Here is a 16,988-nt window from a genome sequence, read left to right as displayed (position 1 = left end):
CCACGAAGCGGTCCGTCGTAGAGGGGGGACCCCGACGGGCCGATGACGTGGCTCCGATCATCGGCCCCCTATTCGAAGGTAGGTCGACTCGGGACCTTTTCCATCGGTACGCGAGCACACAGATCGTGGGGGTTCGCTGGTCGCAGCGCACAATGCCGGGTCGGTCGACAGGGGCTTTCGGGTCGTTCGGGCCACCGGATGTCACTTGGACAAGCGCCCGAAGCAACCTCCCTACCTGCAGATCTTCCCTACTTCGACGTGTTCCAGCTCGCACCGGCACCCAGTGCCACGCGCGGACACTGTGCGCGCAGCCCGAACCACTACCGAAACAGTGTGCAGCCGCACCGGTGAACCGAGGGACGTTCGTCCTTCACGTGGAAGACAGCGGCACCCGATTCGCCGGGTCGACTCGCCCGCAAGCTCGGTCGCTCCAACGCCGCACACTGCGCGCTGTTGCCCGGCAACGCACTCGAAGCGCTGGCCGGCCTTGCAGGACGTCGCCAGGAGTCGGGGCGGATCTGCCCCGCCGAGGCGGATATGTCGGGCATGCCGCCCACGCTCATCCAGGTCGGCTCGCACTAATTGTTCTTGTGGACGCGGAGTCGATGGCCGACCGTCTCGCCGACGCCGGTATGGCGTGCGATCTGCAGGTCTGGGACCGGCAGGTGCACATATTCCAGGCCGCCGCGGATCTGCTACCCGAAGGAGTCCGCGCGATCGGCGAGATCGGACGGTTCGTTCGCAGCACCGTGCCCGCGTCCCGCTGACGCGCAGTCAGCCGGACGCGGGCGGAATCTCCGAATCGGGGGCGAGCACGGCGGCGCCGAGCCAGTGGCACAGCGCCAGCGCGTTCTCGAGGTCGAGCCGACACTCGCGGACACTGTGCCCGATCTGCTCCTCCGCCTTGCTGATCCGGTAGGCGACCGAATTCCGGTGCAGATGTAGTCTTTCCGCTGTGGCGACGAAACTCCCTCCGCTGGAAAGGAATTCCCGCAGCGTGTGCCGCAGTTGCGCGGCAGCGGGATCGTCGGCGGCGAGGCGACCGAGCACATCCCCCACCCAGCCGCGGGCCCACTCGAGATTCGTGCACATCAACGCGACCGCGCCGACCTCGTCGATCGAGACGAGACGCGGACCCGGCAGCGCCGATGTCAGAGCCACCTCCCGCGCCTGCGCCGCCTGCCGATGGGTGCGGACGAAACCGTCGATCCCCTCCTGCGGCGCGCCGACGGCGACACCGACAGGTCGCTGCCATGCCGCGACGATCCCGGACAGTCCCCTCGGGTCGATGCGATCGACCGTGCCGAGCGGGATCCATGCCCAGGCGGTGTACTCGTCGAACTGTTCGAACAGCACCCGACCTCCCCGCCCGAGATGTTCGGCCAGAGTCGTCACTGCCTGCTCTAGACCGTTCCATTCGGTGCCGGACCGGTCCCCACCGACCACCTCGATATCGTCCGTCCAGACGATCACCCCGAGGTGGCGCTGGCCGAGCCGGTAGCCGAGGGTGCGCTCGGCGTCCCCCACCTCGATCGGTCGTCCGGCCAGGATGTCCTGGATGCGGGCGGTCCGGGAGGCGTTGCGGTTGAGCAGCCAGGTATCGCGCTCGGTCTCGTAGACCCCGAGCAGCTTCTGCGACACCCCGTCGATCCCCGCGGAGAGTTTCATCAGGATCTCCACGCCCGCCTGCATCACTGCCGCGGCGTCGTCGCTGAGTCCGGCCAGCACCTCGAGGCACCAGCGCATGATGCTGTCCTGCGCGAGCCGGTTGCTGCGGTCGACCACCGAGACGGGGAATCCCTGTCGGGCCAGCATGCGCACCAGCGAGTAGGACGCCGCCGGGATCTCGATCTCCTCGAGGTCGTCCCGCAGGAACCGGGTCATGGCTGCGACGCCTTCCTCCGCGGCCTGGGCGAGGGAGCGGCGGGTGTGGCGGTCGGTGGACACCGCCTCGATCTCGGCCGAGATCCGCTCGGTCATGTACTGCGTGATCTCGGCGTGCCGCGTCGTCGACAGGTCGGCGACCGCCTCGATCAAGGCACGCGTGGCAGGTCCGGGATCGCCCACGCTGTGGGTGTCCTGTCCGATCTCGTGAGGATTCATCGTGTCCGATTCCGGAGGCTACGGCGTCTGTCCGAGTGCACTGCCTTGCCGAGCGCACCGCCTCGACCGTAACGGCTCGGGACGGGCCGCCACCGCGGATCGGGGCGTCCCTCGGACAACGATCATGCCGACACTCACGCCGGGTGTTGTCCGGACCCGTCGGTTGCGCCGCCTAACCTGTCACGGTGAGTGAATCAGGCCGAGCGCGGTTCGGCGCGATGGAGGACGCGTTGGTGCGGGACGACCGCCTGCGCCTGTTCTCGTTCGCGACGGCCGAGAAAAGGGTGCACTACCTGTGGGTTCTGCGCGCATTCGATCACGCGCGCGGCAACTACTCGGTGCTGTTGCACGCCGGCGACGTCGAGAACGTCCTCACCCGACTGCCCGGCGCGAGCGGCGACGACGTGCCCGATTCCTCCGAGATCCCGGCGCTGCTCGAGCAGCTGCACGCGTGGGGTGTGCTCGAACGCAGCTACGACGGATCCCGGGCAGCGACGCTCGCCGAGTACCGCAACCGGCACTACGTCTACCAGTTCGGGCAGGCGGGCTACCGGGTGTTCCGCGCCGTGGAGGACGTGTTGTCCTCCCGCGGGGAGGACGTCTCGCTGTCACGTCTGGCCCTTCCCGATCTGCTTGCCGATCTCAACGATCTCGCCGACGCGAACGCCGCCGGCGACGGCGAGCTGGTCTACCGGAAGTTGAGCCGCCTCGACGCGACGTTGTCGGACATGGCCGAGCGCGCCGCCCGTTTCTATCTCGTCCTCGGCGAGCTGGTGCGCACCACCGAGGTCACCCCGGAGACCTTCCTCGCCCACAAGGACGCGCTGCTCACCCATATGCGCGAGTTCAGCACCGACCTGGCCCGCTACGCCCCGAAGCTCTCCACGGCGCTCGACCGGGTACAGACCACCGGGGTTCAGAAGCTCACCGCGGCCGCGGCCCGGCACGACGAGCGGGTGCTGCTCTCGTTCGAGGAACGCGAAGCGGACTGGGCGCAGCGCTGGTGGGGCGTCGAACACTGGTTCGTCGGTGTGGGCTCCGAACCGAGCGAATCCGAACGCCTGCGCGGCGCGACCATCAACGCGATCTCCGCGGTGCTCGGGCTGCTGCGCCGGCTCACCGAACAGCGTCGTGGGGGTGTCAGCCGCGAGTCGCAGCTGCGGCATCTCGCGGGCTGGTTCGCTGCCGCGCCGTCCGAGGAGGCCGCGCACGCACTGTTCGATGCGGTGTTCGACCTGGGCCGGCCCCGACACTTTTCCGTCGCCCATCCCGATGCCGACATCGTGCCGGTCACCCGCTCGTGGTGGGAAGCGCCTCCCGTGGAGATCGCCCGCACCCTCGCCGAGACCGGCCGGCGCCCCGCAGCGGGAGCGCCGGGGCGGATCCAGCGCAACGACGCCGGAGTACGGCGGCTGCGCGAGGCGCAACTCGAGAAGCAGCGTCGCCGGGCCGAAGCGGCGCGTTCCCTCGCCGCCGGAGGGGTGCGCGAACGGAAGCTGAGCGAACCGGAAGCAGAGGTGCTGTTGAGCCTGCTCGACGCCGCACTGTCGGCCCGCGTGCCCGTGAGCGGGCGGGTGCGCAGCGACGATGCGTCCTCTGGTACGCAGAACGGCGTCAAGCTCACCCTCCGACCGAGCGGCGAGTCGACGGTGGTGCACACCGCGCGCGGGCGCCTGTATCTCGACGGTCTGTCGGTGGAGGTGCGATGAGGGCGCGTTCGATTCCGTCCGTCGAGCTGGATTCGTATCAGCGCGCCGCGCGGCTGGTGCTCACCCACCACCTCGTCACCGCGACCTTTCCCGACCGGTCGGCGCTGGCGACGGTGCGCCGCTGGGCCACCGAGCTGCGGGAGGATCTGCTCGCCACCTTCGGATACCGGCTCGAGGTCACCGAGACCACCGCGCGGCTGTTCACCGTCGCCGATCGCCTCGACGCGGGGGCGGGCACGTCGACGCACACCGGCCGGCCGTTCGACCGGCGCCGCTATGCCTATCTCGCGTTGGCGATCGCGGCGCTCGGTCGCGGCGCCGGGCAGATCACGCTGTCCGAACTCGCCGAGCACGTCGCGTCCGAGGCGAGCCGGGTGGACGGTGTCGAGCTCGACACCGAACGTGCCGCCGATCGCGATGCCTTCGTCGATGCCGTGACCTGGCTCGGCGTGCGCGGGGCGATCACCCTCGCCGACGGTGATGCGGGCAGGTGGGCGAGCGATCCCGACAGTGGTGAGGCGCTCTACGACGTCGACCGCGCGGTCGTGCATGCCCTGTTCCGGCCACCGCGGGCGTTGCAGCACCTCGAATCGGTGCGCGGTCTGCTCGGCAATGCCGGTGCCCCGCAATCGGATACGGCGGAGGTCCGGAGGCGGGTGCGACGCGCACTGGTGCAGCGTCCCGTGGTGTACGCCGACGATCTCGACGACGACGAAGCGCTGCAGTTGGCGTTGCCGCGCACCACCGACGAAGTAAAGTTGCTCACCGGCCTGGTGTGTGAGCGTCGCGCCGAAGGTGTTGCGCTGGTGGATACCTCGGGACGACTGTCAGATGTACGGTTTCCGAACACGGGGACGGTCGCGCAGGTCGCGCTGTTGCTGGCCGGGGAGATGTGCGATCGCGTCCTCGATCCCGACGCCCCTGCCCCACCCCGGATACCCGTACCTGCACAGACACAGGACGCTCTCCTCGCGGCCGTCGATTCCGCGATCCCGAGGTCGACGGTGTTCACCCCGCTCGCGGCGTCCGACACCCCGATCCCCGACGAGCTGGAGCAGGACGACGCCGCTCGTGCCCCGCTCGAGCATCCCTTGCTCGAGGATTCGTGGCTGGCGGGCACGGTCGGGCGCCTCGTCGACATCTACGGCCGAACCTTCGCCGCGCAGTGGCAGGCCGACCCCGCGGGACTCGCCGAGGCCGCGGTGGACATGCTCGACCGGCTGCGGCTGGTGGCCCGGGTACCCGGCGGGGTGCTCGTCCTGCCCGCGATCGCGCGCTTCCGCGGCGTGACGGTCAGTGTGCGCGAACGTGATCCGGAAATCGACCTGTTCCCCGAGACCACCCCACCGACAGTCCCCGCACCCGATACGAACCCGACGGAGATCTCATGAGCAGCGCCCGATTCCGCCCCACGCGTGCCGGGATCATCAACCTGTGGGACTACCGCGACCAGGAGTTCTCGTTCGCCGACGGACGACTGGTGCTGCGCGGACCGAACGGGTCGGGCAAGACGAAGGCGCTCGAGGTGCTGTTCCCGTTCGTGCTCGACGGCCGGATCGAACCGCGACGTCTGAACCCGTTCGCCGGCGAGGAGCGCACCATGCGCTCGAACCTGCTGTACCGCGGCCAGGACAGCGCCCACTCGTACGTGTGGATGGAGTTCTGCCGCGGCCGCGCCGACGACCCGGAGGCCGTCACCGTCGGCATCGGGATGCGCGCCACCCGCGGCAACGACAAGGTCACCCGCTGGCATTTCGTCGTCGACGGCCGTGTGGGAGTCGACTTCTCGCTGCTCGACGACGAGGACCGACCGCTCACCCGCAAACAACTGGTCGATCAGATCGGAGCCGACGCGATCGCCGATCGTCCCGTCGACTACCGGGCCGCGATCGACGCGCGCATGTTCGGTCTGGGCGCGCAACGCTACGACCAGCTGATCAACCTGATCCTCACGCTGCGCCGCCCCCAGCTCGCCAAGAACCTCGACCCGAAGGGCCTGTCGCAGGCGCTGACCGACGGCCTTCGCCCCCTCGACGAGGATCTCATCGTCGAGGCCGCCCGCTCGTTCTCCGCGATCGAGGAGGTCGAGCGCACCCTCGAATCCCTCGCCGCCGCCGACGATGCGGCGCAACAGTTCGTCAAGGTGTATTCGAAGTACATCCGTCAGCAGGCGCGCACCGCCGTCGACAAGGTCGCCACCCGTCTCGGAGTGGTGGACACCGCCGTCCGGTCGCTGCGCGAGGCGACCGAAGCCCGCACCGAGGCCGCCGCCGCCCGCGCGGCCTCCGAGGAACAGCTCCTGGTGGCCGAACGCGACCACGAACAGGCACGCACCACCCTCGAGGCACTGCACCGCTCCAGCGCCTACGAGGGCAAACAGCAGCTCGACGACCTCGCGTCCGCGGTGAAGAACCTCGAGCGCACCACCGCCGCACAGGCCGAGCAGGCGAACCGCGCCCAGGCCGTCGTAGCCGACCGGCTCCGCGACCACGACAGCGCCCGCGACGCGCTCGAGACGGCGACGGCGGCGCGTCGTCGCGCCGAGGACGGGCTGAGTGCGGCGGCCGAGGACGCCGGCATCACATGGACCGGTCTCGACGGCATCGAACGGACCGAGCAGCTCAACACCGCGATCGACGCACTCGCCGAGGAACGCGACGCCGACGTGCGCGTGGTGCGCAGCGCACTGTCCCAGCTCGACGGTGCGACCGCCGCGCGGTCACGGGCCGAGGCCGCCGCGGTGCGTGCCCGCGCGCAACGCGACACCGCCTCGGCCGCGGTGGAGGCCGCCGAGACCATGGTCGAGCTGTCCCGCAGCGAGGTCGCCGCCGAGCTGGGCCGGTGGTGGTCCGATCGCGCCGAGACCTTCGCGGCCGTGGGCCTGTCCACCCCGGTCTTCGAGGCGCTCGACACCGCCTTCGGCACCGTCGGTCAGGACGATGCCCCGTCCCCCGCGGCGGTGTTCGCCGAGCACACCGGGCCCGTGCTCGACGACCTGCGGTTCCGGCGTCGCGTGTGCGGCTCTGAGATCGAGTCGCTCGGCACCCGCATCGCCGAACTCGAGACCGAACGCACCGCCGTCGCGGCCGAACGCGACGACGCTCCCCCGGCGTTCCCTTCCCGCACCGGCAGCCGCGACGATCTCGTCGGCGCCCCGCTGTGGCAGCTCGTCCGGTTCCGCGACGATGTGTCGACGCAGGACGCTGCCGGTATCGAAGCGGCGCTGCAGGCCGCGAACCTGCTCGACGGGTGGATCACCGACGGCGACCTGCCGGACATCGAGTCGGAGCAGTTACTGGTGCCGTTGGCGCCCGAGCACCGCCCCAGCGGTCTCACCCTCGCCGACGTACTCGTTCCCGAACCCGACACGGCCGTCCCCGAGGAACGGATCGCCGCGGTGCTGTCGTCGATCGCGTGGACCACCGATCCCGGTCCGGACGCGCGAGTGTCGGTCGATGCGCACGGCGGGTTCCGGCAGGGAGTGCAGCTCGGTCGCCACGTCAAGGAGCAGGCCGAGTTCATCGGAGCCACCGCCCGCGCCCGGCGTCGGCAGCGTCGCATCGTCGAACTCGAGACCACCATCGCCGAATGCCGCGCCGACGTGGAGGCGCAGCGCGAGCAGGATCGCGAGATCGGCCACCGGCTCACCGCACTCGACGAGGCCGTGAAGTCGTTGCCGCGCACCGGATCCGTGCTCGCGGCGCTGCGCAAGGTCACCGAATGCGCCGGCGCGTTGCGGACCGCATCCGAATCCGCAGCCGCCGCCGATCGCGACCTGGACCAGGCGATCGCCGCGGTCGCCACCAAGGAACAGCACTTGCGGTCGACGGCCGGCCGGCACCGAGCGCCGCTCACCGCGACGGAACTCGACAGTCTCGACGCAGCCGTGCGGCACTTCCGTTCCCAGGGCCAGGCCCTGCAGCGCGCCCTGCGTGAGCAGGTCACCTGCGGTGATCGACTCCGCGACACCGAAGTTCAGCTCGACGAGGCGCGGGTCTCCGCCGAGAACGCGGCCGAGCTCGCGGCGGAGAACGCCGAGACGCTGGCCAACGAGCAGCAGAAGCTCGAGACGCTGCGCGAGTCGATCGGGGCGAGCGCCGACCGGATCGATGCCCAGCTCGACGAGGCCCGACGCCGGATCGAGACTGCGAAGACCGCCGAGCGAACCGCGCGTAAGGCCCACGAGTCGGCGCTCGAGCGGATCGGCAAGGCAGAGGCCGCCCACACGGGCGCCGAGCAGACACTGCGGTCGGCGCTCACCGAGGCCCGCGCCGACGCCGACGCCCTGGCACCCTTCGCCCGGCGCGACCTGCTGACCCTGCTCGGCGTGGAGAGCGAGCACGTGTGGCCGTCCAGCGCCGCCGCGTGGCTCGATGCCGATCAGCTGGCCTACCGGATCCGGCAGTCCCCCGACGACACGGTCGATGTGCTGCCCACCGAGGTCCTCTCGTTGTTCCGGGCACTCGACGCCGCCACCGAATCGGTCACGGCCTCCGAGTCGACCCGCAAGTCCACCGCGTCTGCACTGACCTCCGCGCTGCAGGAGTTCGACGCCGAACTCGCCCGGGGTCGCGACTACCGCCTGCATTGGGACGCTGCCGACGGCATCACCGTCGTGCAGGTACAGGACGAACAGGGCTACACGTCCGTCGCGGCGTTCGCGCAGCGCATCGCGCGGGCGCGGCAGGAACAGGAGACCCTGCTCACCGACTCCGAACGGCGCATCCTCGAGGACGCGCTGCTCACCGGTCTCGCGCAGCAGATCCACGAGCGCACCGTCGACGCCCGCGACCTCATCGCCCGGATGGGTACCGAGATGCGGCAACGGCACATGTCCTCGGGCAACACCATCGGGGTGCACTGGGTGCTCGCCGACCATCTCGACGAGCCGGCCCGGGCGGTGTGCAAACTCCTCGACCGCGACGCGTCGATGCTGGCACCGGACGATCTCGCGGGGATCCGCGCGCATTTCGCCTCGCGGATCCGCGCGGAGCGGGCCGCGCATCCGGAACGGTCGTACCCGGAGATCCTCGCCGCGACGCTGGATTACCGCCGGTGGCGGGTGTTCTCGTTCAGTCTCGTCGGTGCGGACGGCAGCGAGGACCGCCTCACCCCGGCCCGGCACTCGGCGTTGTCCGGTGGCGAACAGTCCGTCTCCCTGCACCTGCCGTTGTTCGCGGCGGCGCACGTGATGCTCGATTCCGCCGACCCGCATGCGCCGCGCCTGCTCGCCCTCGACGAGGCCTTCGCCGGCGTCGACGACACCGGTCGCAGCGAACTGCTCGGCCTGTCCGTGCAATTCGACCTCGACCTGTTCATGACCGGTTTCGACCTGTGGATCACCTATGCCGGTGTGCCTGGCTGTGCGCACTACGACCTGTCGCATTCGGTGGCCGAGCACACCGTCGCCACCACGCTGCTGGTGTGGTCCGGTGGCGAACTGCTCGCCGAGCACGACGGGTCGGATCTGGAGAGCGCGCTCGGATCGCCGCGCACCCGACGGATCACACGCCCGGTGGAAGGAGCCCTCGAGTTCGCATGATCATGACGACGGTCACTACGGCGTGTTCCTCCTCGATCGAGGCTCTCACCTGCGCCGCGGACCTACGATGCGGAAGATGACGAGGCTTCGGGTATCCAGACTCATCGTCGGCGCCGCGACCGTGGTCGGGCTGCTGCTGGGCACGAGCCCCGCGGCAGCGGCACCGGCACCGGCACCGGGCGCGCGGGTGACCGCGTCGCCGGACGGTTTCGCGCTCGACGGTCGGGCCTGGTGGCCCACCGGGTTCAACGCCTACCAGCTCGCCACCGACTGGTCGGTGAACTGGGGATGCGGAGCGATGGTGAACCTCGACGCCTATTTCGGTACGTTGCCCCCGAATTCGCTCACCCGCTTCAATCTCTTCCAGGCGCTCGCCGTCAACCGGTTCACCGGGCAACTCGACTTCGGACCGATGGACGCGGTCTTCGCCGCGGCCGAAGCGCATGATCAGATGCTGCTGCCGGTCCTGGCACCACAGGACGGCGCGTGCGAGGACGAGGTCTTCAAGGGACGGCAATGGTACGTCGACGGGTGGACCGAATTCACCCCGGGACACGAAAAGGTGGTGATGAGCTACCGGGACTGGATGCACACCGCCGTCGCCCGCTACCGGAACTCACCATCCCTCGCAGCATGGGAACTGGTCGGCGAACCGGAGACGAGTTCATGCACCGACCCCGCGTGCCACTGGTGGACCCGGTCGTGCGAGCCCGGCGCCGCGCAGGTGCTGCGCGACTTCTTCGACACGGCCGGAGCCGAACTGCGCGCCGTCGACCCACGCACCCTGATCACCGCGGGTTACACCGGGGGCGGTCAGTGCGGCACCCAAGGTGACGAGTACCAGTTCGTCAGCGCCTCCCCCTATGTCGATGCCGTGCAGTACCACGACTACGGCGCCGACGGCGTGCCGTTGCCCGGCGATCAGTGGAACGGTCTCGCCCGGCGGGTCGCGCAAGCCGCAGCCGTCGGAAAGCCGTTGCTCGTGGCGGAGATCGGTGAGCTCGCCGGGTCCTGCGGGTCGCTCGGTGACCGCGCCGACCACATCACCACAAAGATCGAGGGCCAACGCGCCGCCGGCACCGCGGGTGCACTGCTGTGGGCGTTCGTGCCCGACCCGAGGGAAGCCGACTGTACCTACGACATCGGATTCGACGACCCGTTGTGGGATGTGGTCGAGGACCTCGGATCCCTCGAACCCTCCACTCTCCCGAACGCGCAGTTCTCTCCGTAAGAGCAGTCCTCACACATCGACGGTGAATCCGAGATCCACATCGCACGCGGCCTGCCCGGCGCGGATCCCCCAGCTCTCGGTCGGGATGTCGCGCACGATCACGGTCACGTGGTCGGCAGGAATCGCGAATGCGCCGAGCCGCTCGGTGATCTCGCGGTAGAGGCGCCGCTTGGCGTCCACGCTGCGCCCGGCGAAGCAGTCGACGATCACGAGGGTGTAGAGCTCGGGCGATGTCAGGGTCGGCGGCACCGCGAAGCGTTCGGGTTCGTGAACCACGAGCCGGATGTGCTTGTCGGCCTCCGGAATCCGGAAGGCAGCGACGAGCGCGTCGTGGACGGCGTCGATCATGCCGGTCTCGACCTCGCGGTCGTGGCGGGTGCGAACCTCGATGAGCGTGCTGGGCATCCGACACTTCTACCCGTCGGAGAACCCCTGTGCAACCTCGTGGGGCAGGGCGTCACCCATCCGCCGCGCCGGTCCCCAATCGGTCGCCGTCGCGGATCGGGAGCGCACGTAGTTCGGCAATGCGTTCATCAGCCGTGCCTGCCGTGCCTCGACCGCTCTGATCGAGTGTTCCGCGGCGGGCCAGTGCTGGGCGAGCAGTTCGTAGGCCACACGGCCGAAGAACATGCCGTCGATGCCGGCGAGGACGTCGGCCATGTGATCGTCGAGGTCGTCGTCCGCGACATCGGTGTGCGGGCACGAATGTCGTCCGACGATCGGCGGCCCCAGCAGGCATGCCGGCGATTCTCCGGTGTCGCCGCAGGTTGCCCACGCACACCCGGCCCACGAGCGCGGGATGCATCAGATGTCCGGGCGGATCCATCAGGCTGCTGACCCGAAGGAAACGGTCGACGACCACGGGATCGTTCTCGGCCGCGGCCAGGACCCGCGCCACGTACGCGTTGCCGAGTCGCGTCTGCACGCTGCGGGGTCCTTCGACTTCGGGCAGCGCGAGGTCGGAGCCGATCGCGAACTGCCACGCAGCACCGATCGGTTTCTTCGCGGCCCGGAAGAACCTGCGGGACAGGTCGTCCTCGCCGAGGGGTTCGGCGGTCCGGAGCGCGGCCACCACGTGGTCGGGTGCGTACGCCTCCACGGCGAAGATCATGCCGGTCAGGCTCGGTGGCGGTTCGCGTCCGGCCATCGCAGCGACCGTGAACAGCCACATATCGTTCTTGTAGCCGAACAGCGCCATGCCCGCCGGACGTCCCGACACAACACCGATCAACACCATCTTCTCCATCGGTGTGCCCGGCGCAAGTCGTAGCAGCCGGCTGCGGTACACGACGTGGACGACGACGTGCTCTTCGACCGGTCGTCGGTAGCCGAGTTTCTCGAGACCCGCCGGGGTGCGGGCGCCCCGTCCCATCGCGTCGACCACCAGATCCGCCGTCATGATCCGAACACCGTCGCGGCTGCCCACCTGGACCCCGGTGATTCGGCGGCGATCCGGTGTCGCCGTCAGGCCCCCGGCGTGGTGGCCGTCGAGAAGCGTGATGTTCGGGATCGCGCGCACGCGCCGCCGGACATGATGTTCGAGCAGTGGCCGACTCGGCACGTAGGTGGCTCGGCGGTCGCGGAAGCGACGGTTCTCTGCACCGGACGGGAGGACGTCGCGTTCGACGACCGTCACCGCGTCGTAGACTCTGCCGGCGCACGGGCCGCGAGCAGACCACCGACGCTCGTGCCCAGAACGATTGCATGGTCCCCGATCTTGTCCATCTCGTCATCTCCGTCGTCCGGTCGACTGTCGCACTCCGTGCCTGTACACGAAGTCTGTGGTGGCGATCGCCGAGGGTCGCGAGTAGCGCACTACTCGATTCGGAATCCGGTTGACCGGCCGCGGCGGCACTGCTTCGATCGGTGCCATGAGCGACCGCACGCGCCTGACCCGCAAACCCGAACGCGGCACCGACGATCCGGCGGTGCTGCACCGGCTTCTCGACGAGGCCCGCATCGCGCACGTGGGTTTCGTCCGCGAAGGATCGCCTGTGGTGCTGCCGATGGCGATGGGCCGCGACGGGGACCGGTTACTGCTGCACGGCTCGACCGGCGCCGGCATGTTTCTCGACGCGCGGTCCGGGATCGAGGTGTCGGTCGCGGTGACGCATCTCGACGGGCTCGTCTTCGCCCGGTCGGCCTTCGACCACAGCATGAACTACCGCAGTGCGGTGTTGTTCGGTGTGGCCACACCGGTCGCGCCGGGCGAGAAGGAACACGCATTGAAGGTGGTGACGGAGCATCTGATTCCCGGTCGGTGGGACGAGGTCCGGTCGCCGACACCGAAGGAACTGGCCGCCACCACGGTCCTGGAAGTGCCGCTCACCGAGGTGAGCGTAAAGGTCCGGGCGGCCGGACCGGGAGAGGACGCCGGGGACGGTGAAGACCACTCCGTGTGGGCGGGAGTGGTGCCGTTGCGGACCGTCGCCGACGATCCGATCCCGTCACCGATCACCGGGTCCTCGACCGCGTTGCCACGCTCCGTGCGCGCATTTCTGTGACATCGAACGGGCTGTCCGTTGTGACATCGAAGGGGCTTTCCGTCGTGTCCGCCCCCGAATCCGACATCGGTGATGAAAGGATGCCCGCGTCGAAGGAACAGATCGGAGTCGCCGCGAGTGCCATCAACGTCCGTGTCCGTGAAAGCCGCACGCAAGCGGCTCGGTGAGCTGGTCCGGGAGGTCAACGACGAGACCGTCGCCGTCGAGATCGTCGGCAAACGCGGCACAGGCGTCCTGATCTCCAAGGACCGCTATGCGGCGCTGCAGGAGGCAACCTTCCTGCTCCGCTCCCCCGAACTAATGGACAGCCTGCGCCGGGAGATGCAACGTTCGCTCGAGGCCGCCGCGTCGACGGGCCGGCGGCAGCCGCCGGCTGCTCGCCGGCGCGCGAAGAACAAGAAGAAGCGCAAGAAACGGCGTCGCGCCCGTTGACCGTCTCCATCCCGTACATCTGCACACCGCCGCCGAGCACTGCGGCCGGGCGGTGCAGATGCCGGAAGTCTCGCCGCGAGGCGGTGAAAGCGGTCGTCCAGCTCGCCGATCCCGCGGCCGCCTTCGACGCGAACTCGCCACCTGCAAGTGCCCGACCGGAGTCGAGTTCGTGCGTAACCGGCCGCGCGATCCGACCCGCACCCGACTGGTCCAGAATCGACCGAGACCGGTGTTGTTCGCGAAATCCGTTGGGAACTCGCGAACAACACCGGTCTCGATTCGTCAGTATCGGGCGGTCAGGTGCCGCAGAAGGTCCGGAAGGACTCGGCGAACGAACGCGGTGCGGGCGAGACGTATTCGTTCCACTTGGCACGCGCCTCGAAGGGATGTGTGACGACCTCGAGCAGCCTCGCGAACGGTTCGAGGTCGCCGCCGGTCGCTGCCTTCAGCGCGGCGTCGACCTGATGATTGCGCGGGATGTACAGCGGGTTGACGCGGTCCATCGCCTCCGCCCTCTCCCCTGCTGCCCGGTCGTCCCGCTCGGCCGCGGCGTGCCAGCGTTCGAGCCACGGCGCCGAGCGCTCACGCGGCACGAGTCCGTCGAGGGGTGCCGGATTGCCGCGCAGTTCGTCGGCGAGGGCACGGAAGGTCACCGTCCAGTCGGCGCGGTGCTCTTCCAGCAGCGTCAACAGATCGTCGACCAGTTCCTGATCGAGAGAGTCCTCCGGGAGACCGAGTTTGGCGGCCAGACCGGACCGGTAGTGACGCTCGTAGCGGGTGTCGAAACTGTCCAGAACAGCGGTGACCGCGGCGATCGCCGCATCCGGAGTCGAATCGACGAGTCTGAGCAGGGTTTCGGCGAAACGCGCCAGATTCCATTTCAGGACGGCGGGCTGGTTGCCGAACGCATAGCGCCCGCTGTGGTCGATGGAACTGAACACCGCCGCCGGATCGAAGGCGTCGACGAAGGCGCACGGACCATAGTCGATGGTCTGCCCCGAGATGGTGGTGTTGTCGGTGTTCATCACCCCGTGGACGAAACCGACGAGCATCCACTGCGCCACCAGCGACGCCTGCGCCTCGACCACGGCGGTGAACAGTCCCAGGTAGCGGTTGTTCTCGCCGGTCTCCGGCAGGTCGAGCAGATCCGGATAGTGCCGGGCGATCGCGTGGTCCGCCAGTGCACGCACGACCTCTCCCTGCCGCGCCGCGAACTCGAAGGTCCCCACCCGCAGGTGGCTGGCCGCGACACGGGCCAGCACCGCGCCGGGCTCGGCACCCTCGCGGTGGACCGGCCGACCGGTCGCCACCACCGACAATGAACGGGTGGTCGGAATGCCGAGGGCGTGCATGGCCTCGCTCACCAGATACTCGCGCAGCATCGGCCCGACGACCGCGAAGCCGTCCCCACCCCGGGAGAACGGAGTGGGCCCCGAACCCTTGAGATGGAGATCGACGCGGTCACCGTCCGCGTCGACGAGTTCACCGAGCAACAACGCCCGACCGTCGCCGAGCAGCGGAGCGTATCCGCCGAATTGATGTCCGGCATAGGCCATCGCGACCGGCTTGGCACCCGCCGGCACCTCCGCGCCGGCCAGGACGGCGACGCCGTCGGCGCTGCGCAACGCCGCCACGTCCAGTCCCAGCGACACCGCGAGGTCCTCGTTGAGCGCGAGCAGTTCCGGGTCGGGGGCCTCGGCGCCCTGCCACGGCACCGACAATCCGCTCAATTCGTCGGCAAAGGAACTGCCGAGACCGGATATCGTGGTGTTCGTGCCGACGGGGAAATCCGGAATCGCAGTCATCCTTCGAGGGTAACCGTGTGAGACCGACGCATGTCGCGGGCGAGGAGCACGCCGGTGGAGCCCGGTCACCGGCGGCGCATCATTCCGTCCCGGACCGGGTATCCGCCCCCGTGCACACCGACCCGGACGATCCTCGCCGTCCCATCCGGCGGATCCAGGTCCGCGACGTCGCCGAGCACCTCCGCGATGTCCTGCGATCCGGACCAGCGGACCGGCACGACCATGTGATCACCGGCATCAGCGACGATTCCCGGACGGTGCGCCCCGGCGATCTGTACGTAGCGCTACCCGGACACCACGCCCACGGCCTGGACTTCGAAGCCGAAGCCGCCACCCATGGCGCGGTCGCGGTGCTCAGCGACCGGCCGTCGCGCCTGCTGCCCGCCTTCGTGGTCGATCGACCGCGCGGCGTGGTCGGCCCGTTGGCGTCGTGGATCCTCGGGCATCCCTCCCACGACCTGCAGGTCCACGGCATCACCGGCACCAACGGCAAGACGAGCGCGACCTATCTCCTCGACACCGCACTCGCGGCCACCGGCGTGGTGACCGGCATGATCGGCGGGGTCGTCGTGCGCGGTCCGGCCGGCACACGACCCGCGACCCGTACCACTCCCGAGGCCTCGGTCGTGCACCGCACGCTTGCCGAGTTCCGTGACCAGGGCGTGCAGGCGGTGACGCTCGAGGTGTCCTCGCACGGCATCAGTCAGGGCCGCGTCGACGGTGTGCGGTTCCGTACCGTCGCCTTCACCAATCTCGGGCCCGACCACCTCGACTTCCACCACACGATGGAGCAGTACTTCGCCGCCAAGGCGGCACTGTTCACCGCCGACCGCACGCAGACGGCCGTGGTGAACATCGACGACGAGTACGGGCGACGTCTGGCGGCCTCCGTCGACGTGCCGCTGTGGACGCACTCGACCTGCGATGCCCGCGCCGACGTGTACGCGGACTCGATCCGGTGCGATCTCCACGGCACCTGCTTCACCGTGCACACGCCGGCCGGGAGTGCGCCGGTGCGACTGTCGCTGCTCGGACCACACCAGGTGGCCAATGCGCTGACGGCGCTCACCTCGGTGGCCGCCGTCGACGGCGACGTCCTGCAGGCCGCAGCGGGTCTGGAGACCCTCGCGGGTGTGCCCGGCCGGCTCGAACGCGTCGACGCCGGTGAGGGTGTTCTCGCGCTCGTGGACTACATGCACAACACGTCCGGGCAACGCGAACTGTTGCCCTTCCTCCGGTCGCTCGCCCCCGAGCGGCGACTGGTCCTCGTGATCAGCGCGACCGGAGAACGCGATCCCGGCAAGCGATTTCCGCTCGGGCACACCGCCGCGACCTACGCCGACGTGGTGGTCGTGACCGACGACAGTCCCCCCTCGGAGGACCCGCGTGTGCTCAGGGATGCGGTCGCCGAAGGTGCCTTCGCAGCGCGCAGCGCGCAGCGCCCGCGTCGTCGTCGAGGCCGACCGACGTCGCGCGTTCGATATCGCCGTCGCCCACACCGGCCCCGGAGACGTCGTCGTCGTGGCCGGACGCGGATGCGAGCCACGCCTGGTCTCCGGGGACACGGTGCAGGTGTTCGACGACCGGGACGAACTGCGGCGCGCACTGCACCGTGCGCAACACCGGTCCGTCTCGCGCGTCCCCCGCCCCTGAGTCATCCGC

At 69.5% G+C, this 16,988-nt stretch carries 14 protein-coding genes and 1 pseudogene; 10 read left to right on the top strand and 5 right to left on the bottom strand.

Annotated elements, in window-relative coordinates; all coding sequences use genetic code 11:
• Nucleotides 1-453 precede the first annotated feature (453 nt).
• Together QR64_RS28605 and QR64_RS27380 are read left to right on the top strand one after the other, a co-directional pair.
• Nucleotides 454-582 carry a hypothetical protein gene (locus QR64_RS28605; protein ID WP_258913444.1) on the top strand — a complete coding sequence of 43 codons (129 nt, stop codon included), beginning with the start codon at nucleotides 454-456 and terminating at the stop codon, nucleotides 580-582.
• A gap of 23 nt (nucleotides 583-605) precedes the next feature.
• Entirely contained in the window at nucleotides 606-767 is a 162-nt protein-coding gene (locus QR64_RS27380) for a hypothetical protein (RefSeq protein ID WP_183079132.1), read from the top strand.
• A 7-nt stretch (nucleotides 768-774) separates the two neighbouring features.
• On the opposite strand, the gene QR64_RS22145 is transcribed toward QR64_RS27380, so the two are convergent.
• Nucleotides 775-2,103 carry a PucR family transcriptional regulator gene (locus tag QR64_RS22145; protein ID WP_052039975.1) on the bottom strand — a complete coding sequence of 443 codons (1,329 nt, stop codon included), beginning with the start codon at nucleotides 2,101-2,103 and terminating at the stop codon, nucleotides 775-777.
• A 218-nt stretch (nucleotides 2,104-2,321) separates the two neighbouring features.
• Between QR64_RS22145 and QR64_RS22140 the strand changes: the two genes are divergently transcribed.
• The 4 genes from QR64_RS22140 (at nucleotide 2,322) to QR64_RS22125 (ending at nucleotide 10,585) form a co-directional block, all read left to right on the top strand.
• Nucleotides 2,322-3,812 carry a TIGR02677 family protein gene (locus tag QR64_RS22140; RefSeq protein WP_039587209.1) on the top strand — a complete coding sequence of 497 codons (1,491 nt, stop codon included), beginning with the start codon at nucleotides 2,322-2,324 and terminating at the stop codon, nucleotides 3,810-3,812.
• Nucleotides 3,809-5,203 carry a TIGR02678 family protein gene (locus QR64_RS22135; protein ID WP_006551991.1) on the top strand — a complete coding sequence of 465 codons (1,395 nt, stop codon included), beginning with the start codon at nucleotides 3,809-3,811 and terminating at the stop codon, nucleotides 5,201-5,203. Before QR64_RS22140 ends, QR64_RS22135 begins: the two co-directional genes overlap by 4 nt.
• Nucleotides 5,200-9,354 carry a TIGR02680 family protein gene (locus QR64_RS22130; RefSeq protein WP_039587206.1) on the top strand — a complete coding sequence of 1,385 codons (4,155 nt, stop codon included), beginning with the start codon at nucleotides 5,200-5,202 and terminating at the stop codon, nucleotides 9,352-9,354. The genes QR64_RS22135 and QR64_RS22130 overlap by 4 nt, the downstream gene beginning before the upstream one ends.
• Before the next feature lie 76 nt (nucleotides 9,355-9,430).
• Nucleotides 9,431-10,585, top strand: coding sequence for a beta-mannosidase (locus QR64_RS22125; protein ID WP_039587406.1), 1,155 nt, complete (start codon nucleotides 9,431-9,433; stop codon nucleotides 10,583-10,585).
• 9 nt (nucleotides 10,586-10,594) lie between these two features.
• Here the strand turns inward: QR64_RS22125 and QR64_RS22120 are convergent, their stop codons facing one another.
• Together QR64_RS22120 and QR64_RS22115 are read right to left on the bottom strand one after the other, a co-directional pair.
• Nucleotides 10,595-10,990: a tautomerase family protein gene (locus QR64_RS22120; RefSeq protein ID WP_024100872.1), complete on the bottom strand. Its 396-nt coding sequence runs from the start codon at nucleotides 10,988-10,990 to the stop codon at nucleotides 10,595-10,597.
• A 52-nt stretch (nucleotides 10,991-11,042) separates the two neighbouring features.
• Nucleotides 11,043-12,221, bottom strand: a complete 1,179-nt coding sequence (locus tag QR64_RS22115) for a hypothetical protein (protein WP_052227387.1) — start codon at nucleotides 12,219-12,221, stop codon at nucleotides 11,043-11,045.
• Nucleotides 12,222-12,456: 235 nt separating this feature from the next.
• Between QR64_RS22115 and QR64_RS22110 the strand changes: the two genes are divergently transcribed.
• Together QR64_RS22110 and QR64_RS22105 are read left to right on the top strand one after the other, a co-directional pair.
• A complete protein-coding gene (locus tag QR64_RS22110) occupies nucleotides 12,457-13,089 on the top strand; it encodes a pyridoxamine 5'-phosphate oxidase family protein (RefSeq protein ID WP_006551988.1) in 633 nt (210 codons plus the stop codon).
• Between the two features lie 132 nt (nucleotides 13,090-13,221).
• Nucleotides 13,222-13,521, top strand: coding sequence for a type II toxin-antitoxin system Phd/YefM family antitoxin (locus QR64_RS22105; protein ID WP_019289349.1), 300 nt, complete (start codon nucleotides 13,222-13,224; stop codon nucleotides 13,519-13,521).
• A gap of 296 nt (nucleotides 13,522-13,817) precedes the next feature.
• Here the strand turns inward: QR64_RS22105 and QR64_RS22100 are convergent, their stop codons facing one another.
• Together QR64_RS22100 and QR64_RS28380 are read right to left on the bottom strand one after the other, a co-directional pair.
• Nucleotides 13,818-15,326: a protein adenylyltransferase SelO gene (locus tag QR64_RS22100; protein ID WP_039587204.1), complete on the bottom strand. Its 1,509-nt coding sequence runs from the start codon at nucleotides 15,324-15,326 to the stop codon at nucleotides 13,818-13,820.
• 65 nt (nucleotides 15,327-15,391) lie between these two features.
• Nucleotides 15,392-15,550, bottom strand: coding sequence for a hypothetical protein (locus tag QR64_RS28380; protein WP_024100866.1), 159 nt, complete (start codon nucleotides 15,548-15,550; stop codon nucleotides 15,392-15,394).
• Between QR64_RS28380 and QR64_RS22095 the strand changes: the two are divergent.
• Nucleotides 15,551-16,687, top strand: a pseudogene (locus QR64_RS22095) (Mur ligase family protein); the annotation flags it as partial.
• A 52-nt stretch (nucleotides 16,688-16,739) separates the two neighbouring features.
• Nucleotides 16,740-16,979, top strand: a complete 240-nt coding sequence (locus QR64_RS28375) for a hypothetical protein (RefSeq protein ID WP_235367304.1) — start codon at nucleotides 16,740-16,742, stop codon at nucleotides 16,977-16,979.
• Nucleotides 16,980-16,988: the final 9 nt, after the last annotated feature.

The organism is Rhodococcus sp. Chr-9 (genome assembly GCF_000801125.1).
Classification (GTDB): Bacteria; Actinomycetota; Actinomycetes; order Mycobacteriales; family Mycobacteriaceae; genus Rhodococcus; species Rhodococcus pyridinivorans.
Note: the sequence above shows the minus strand (reverse complement) of the source record. Positions and strands in the feature narration are given on the sequence as shown.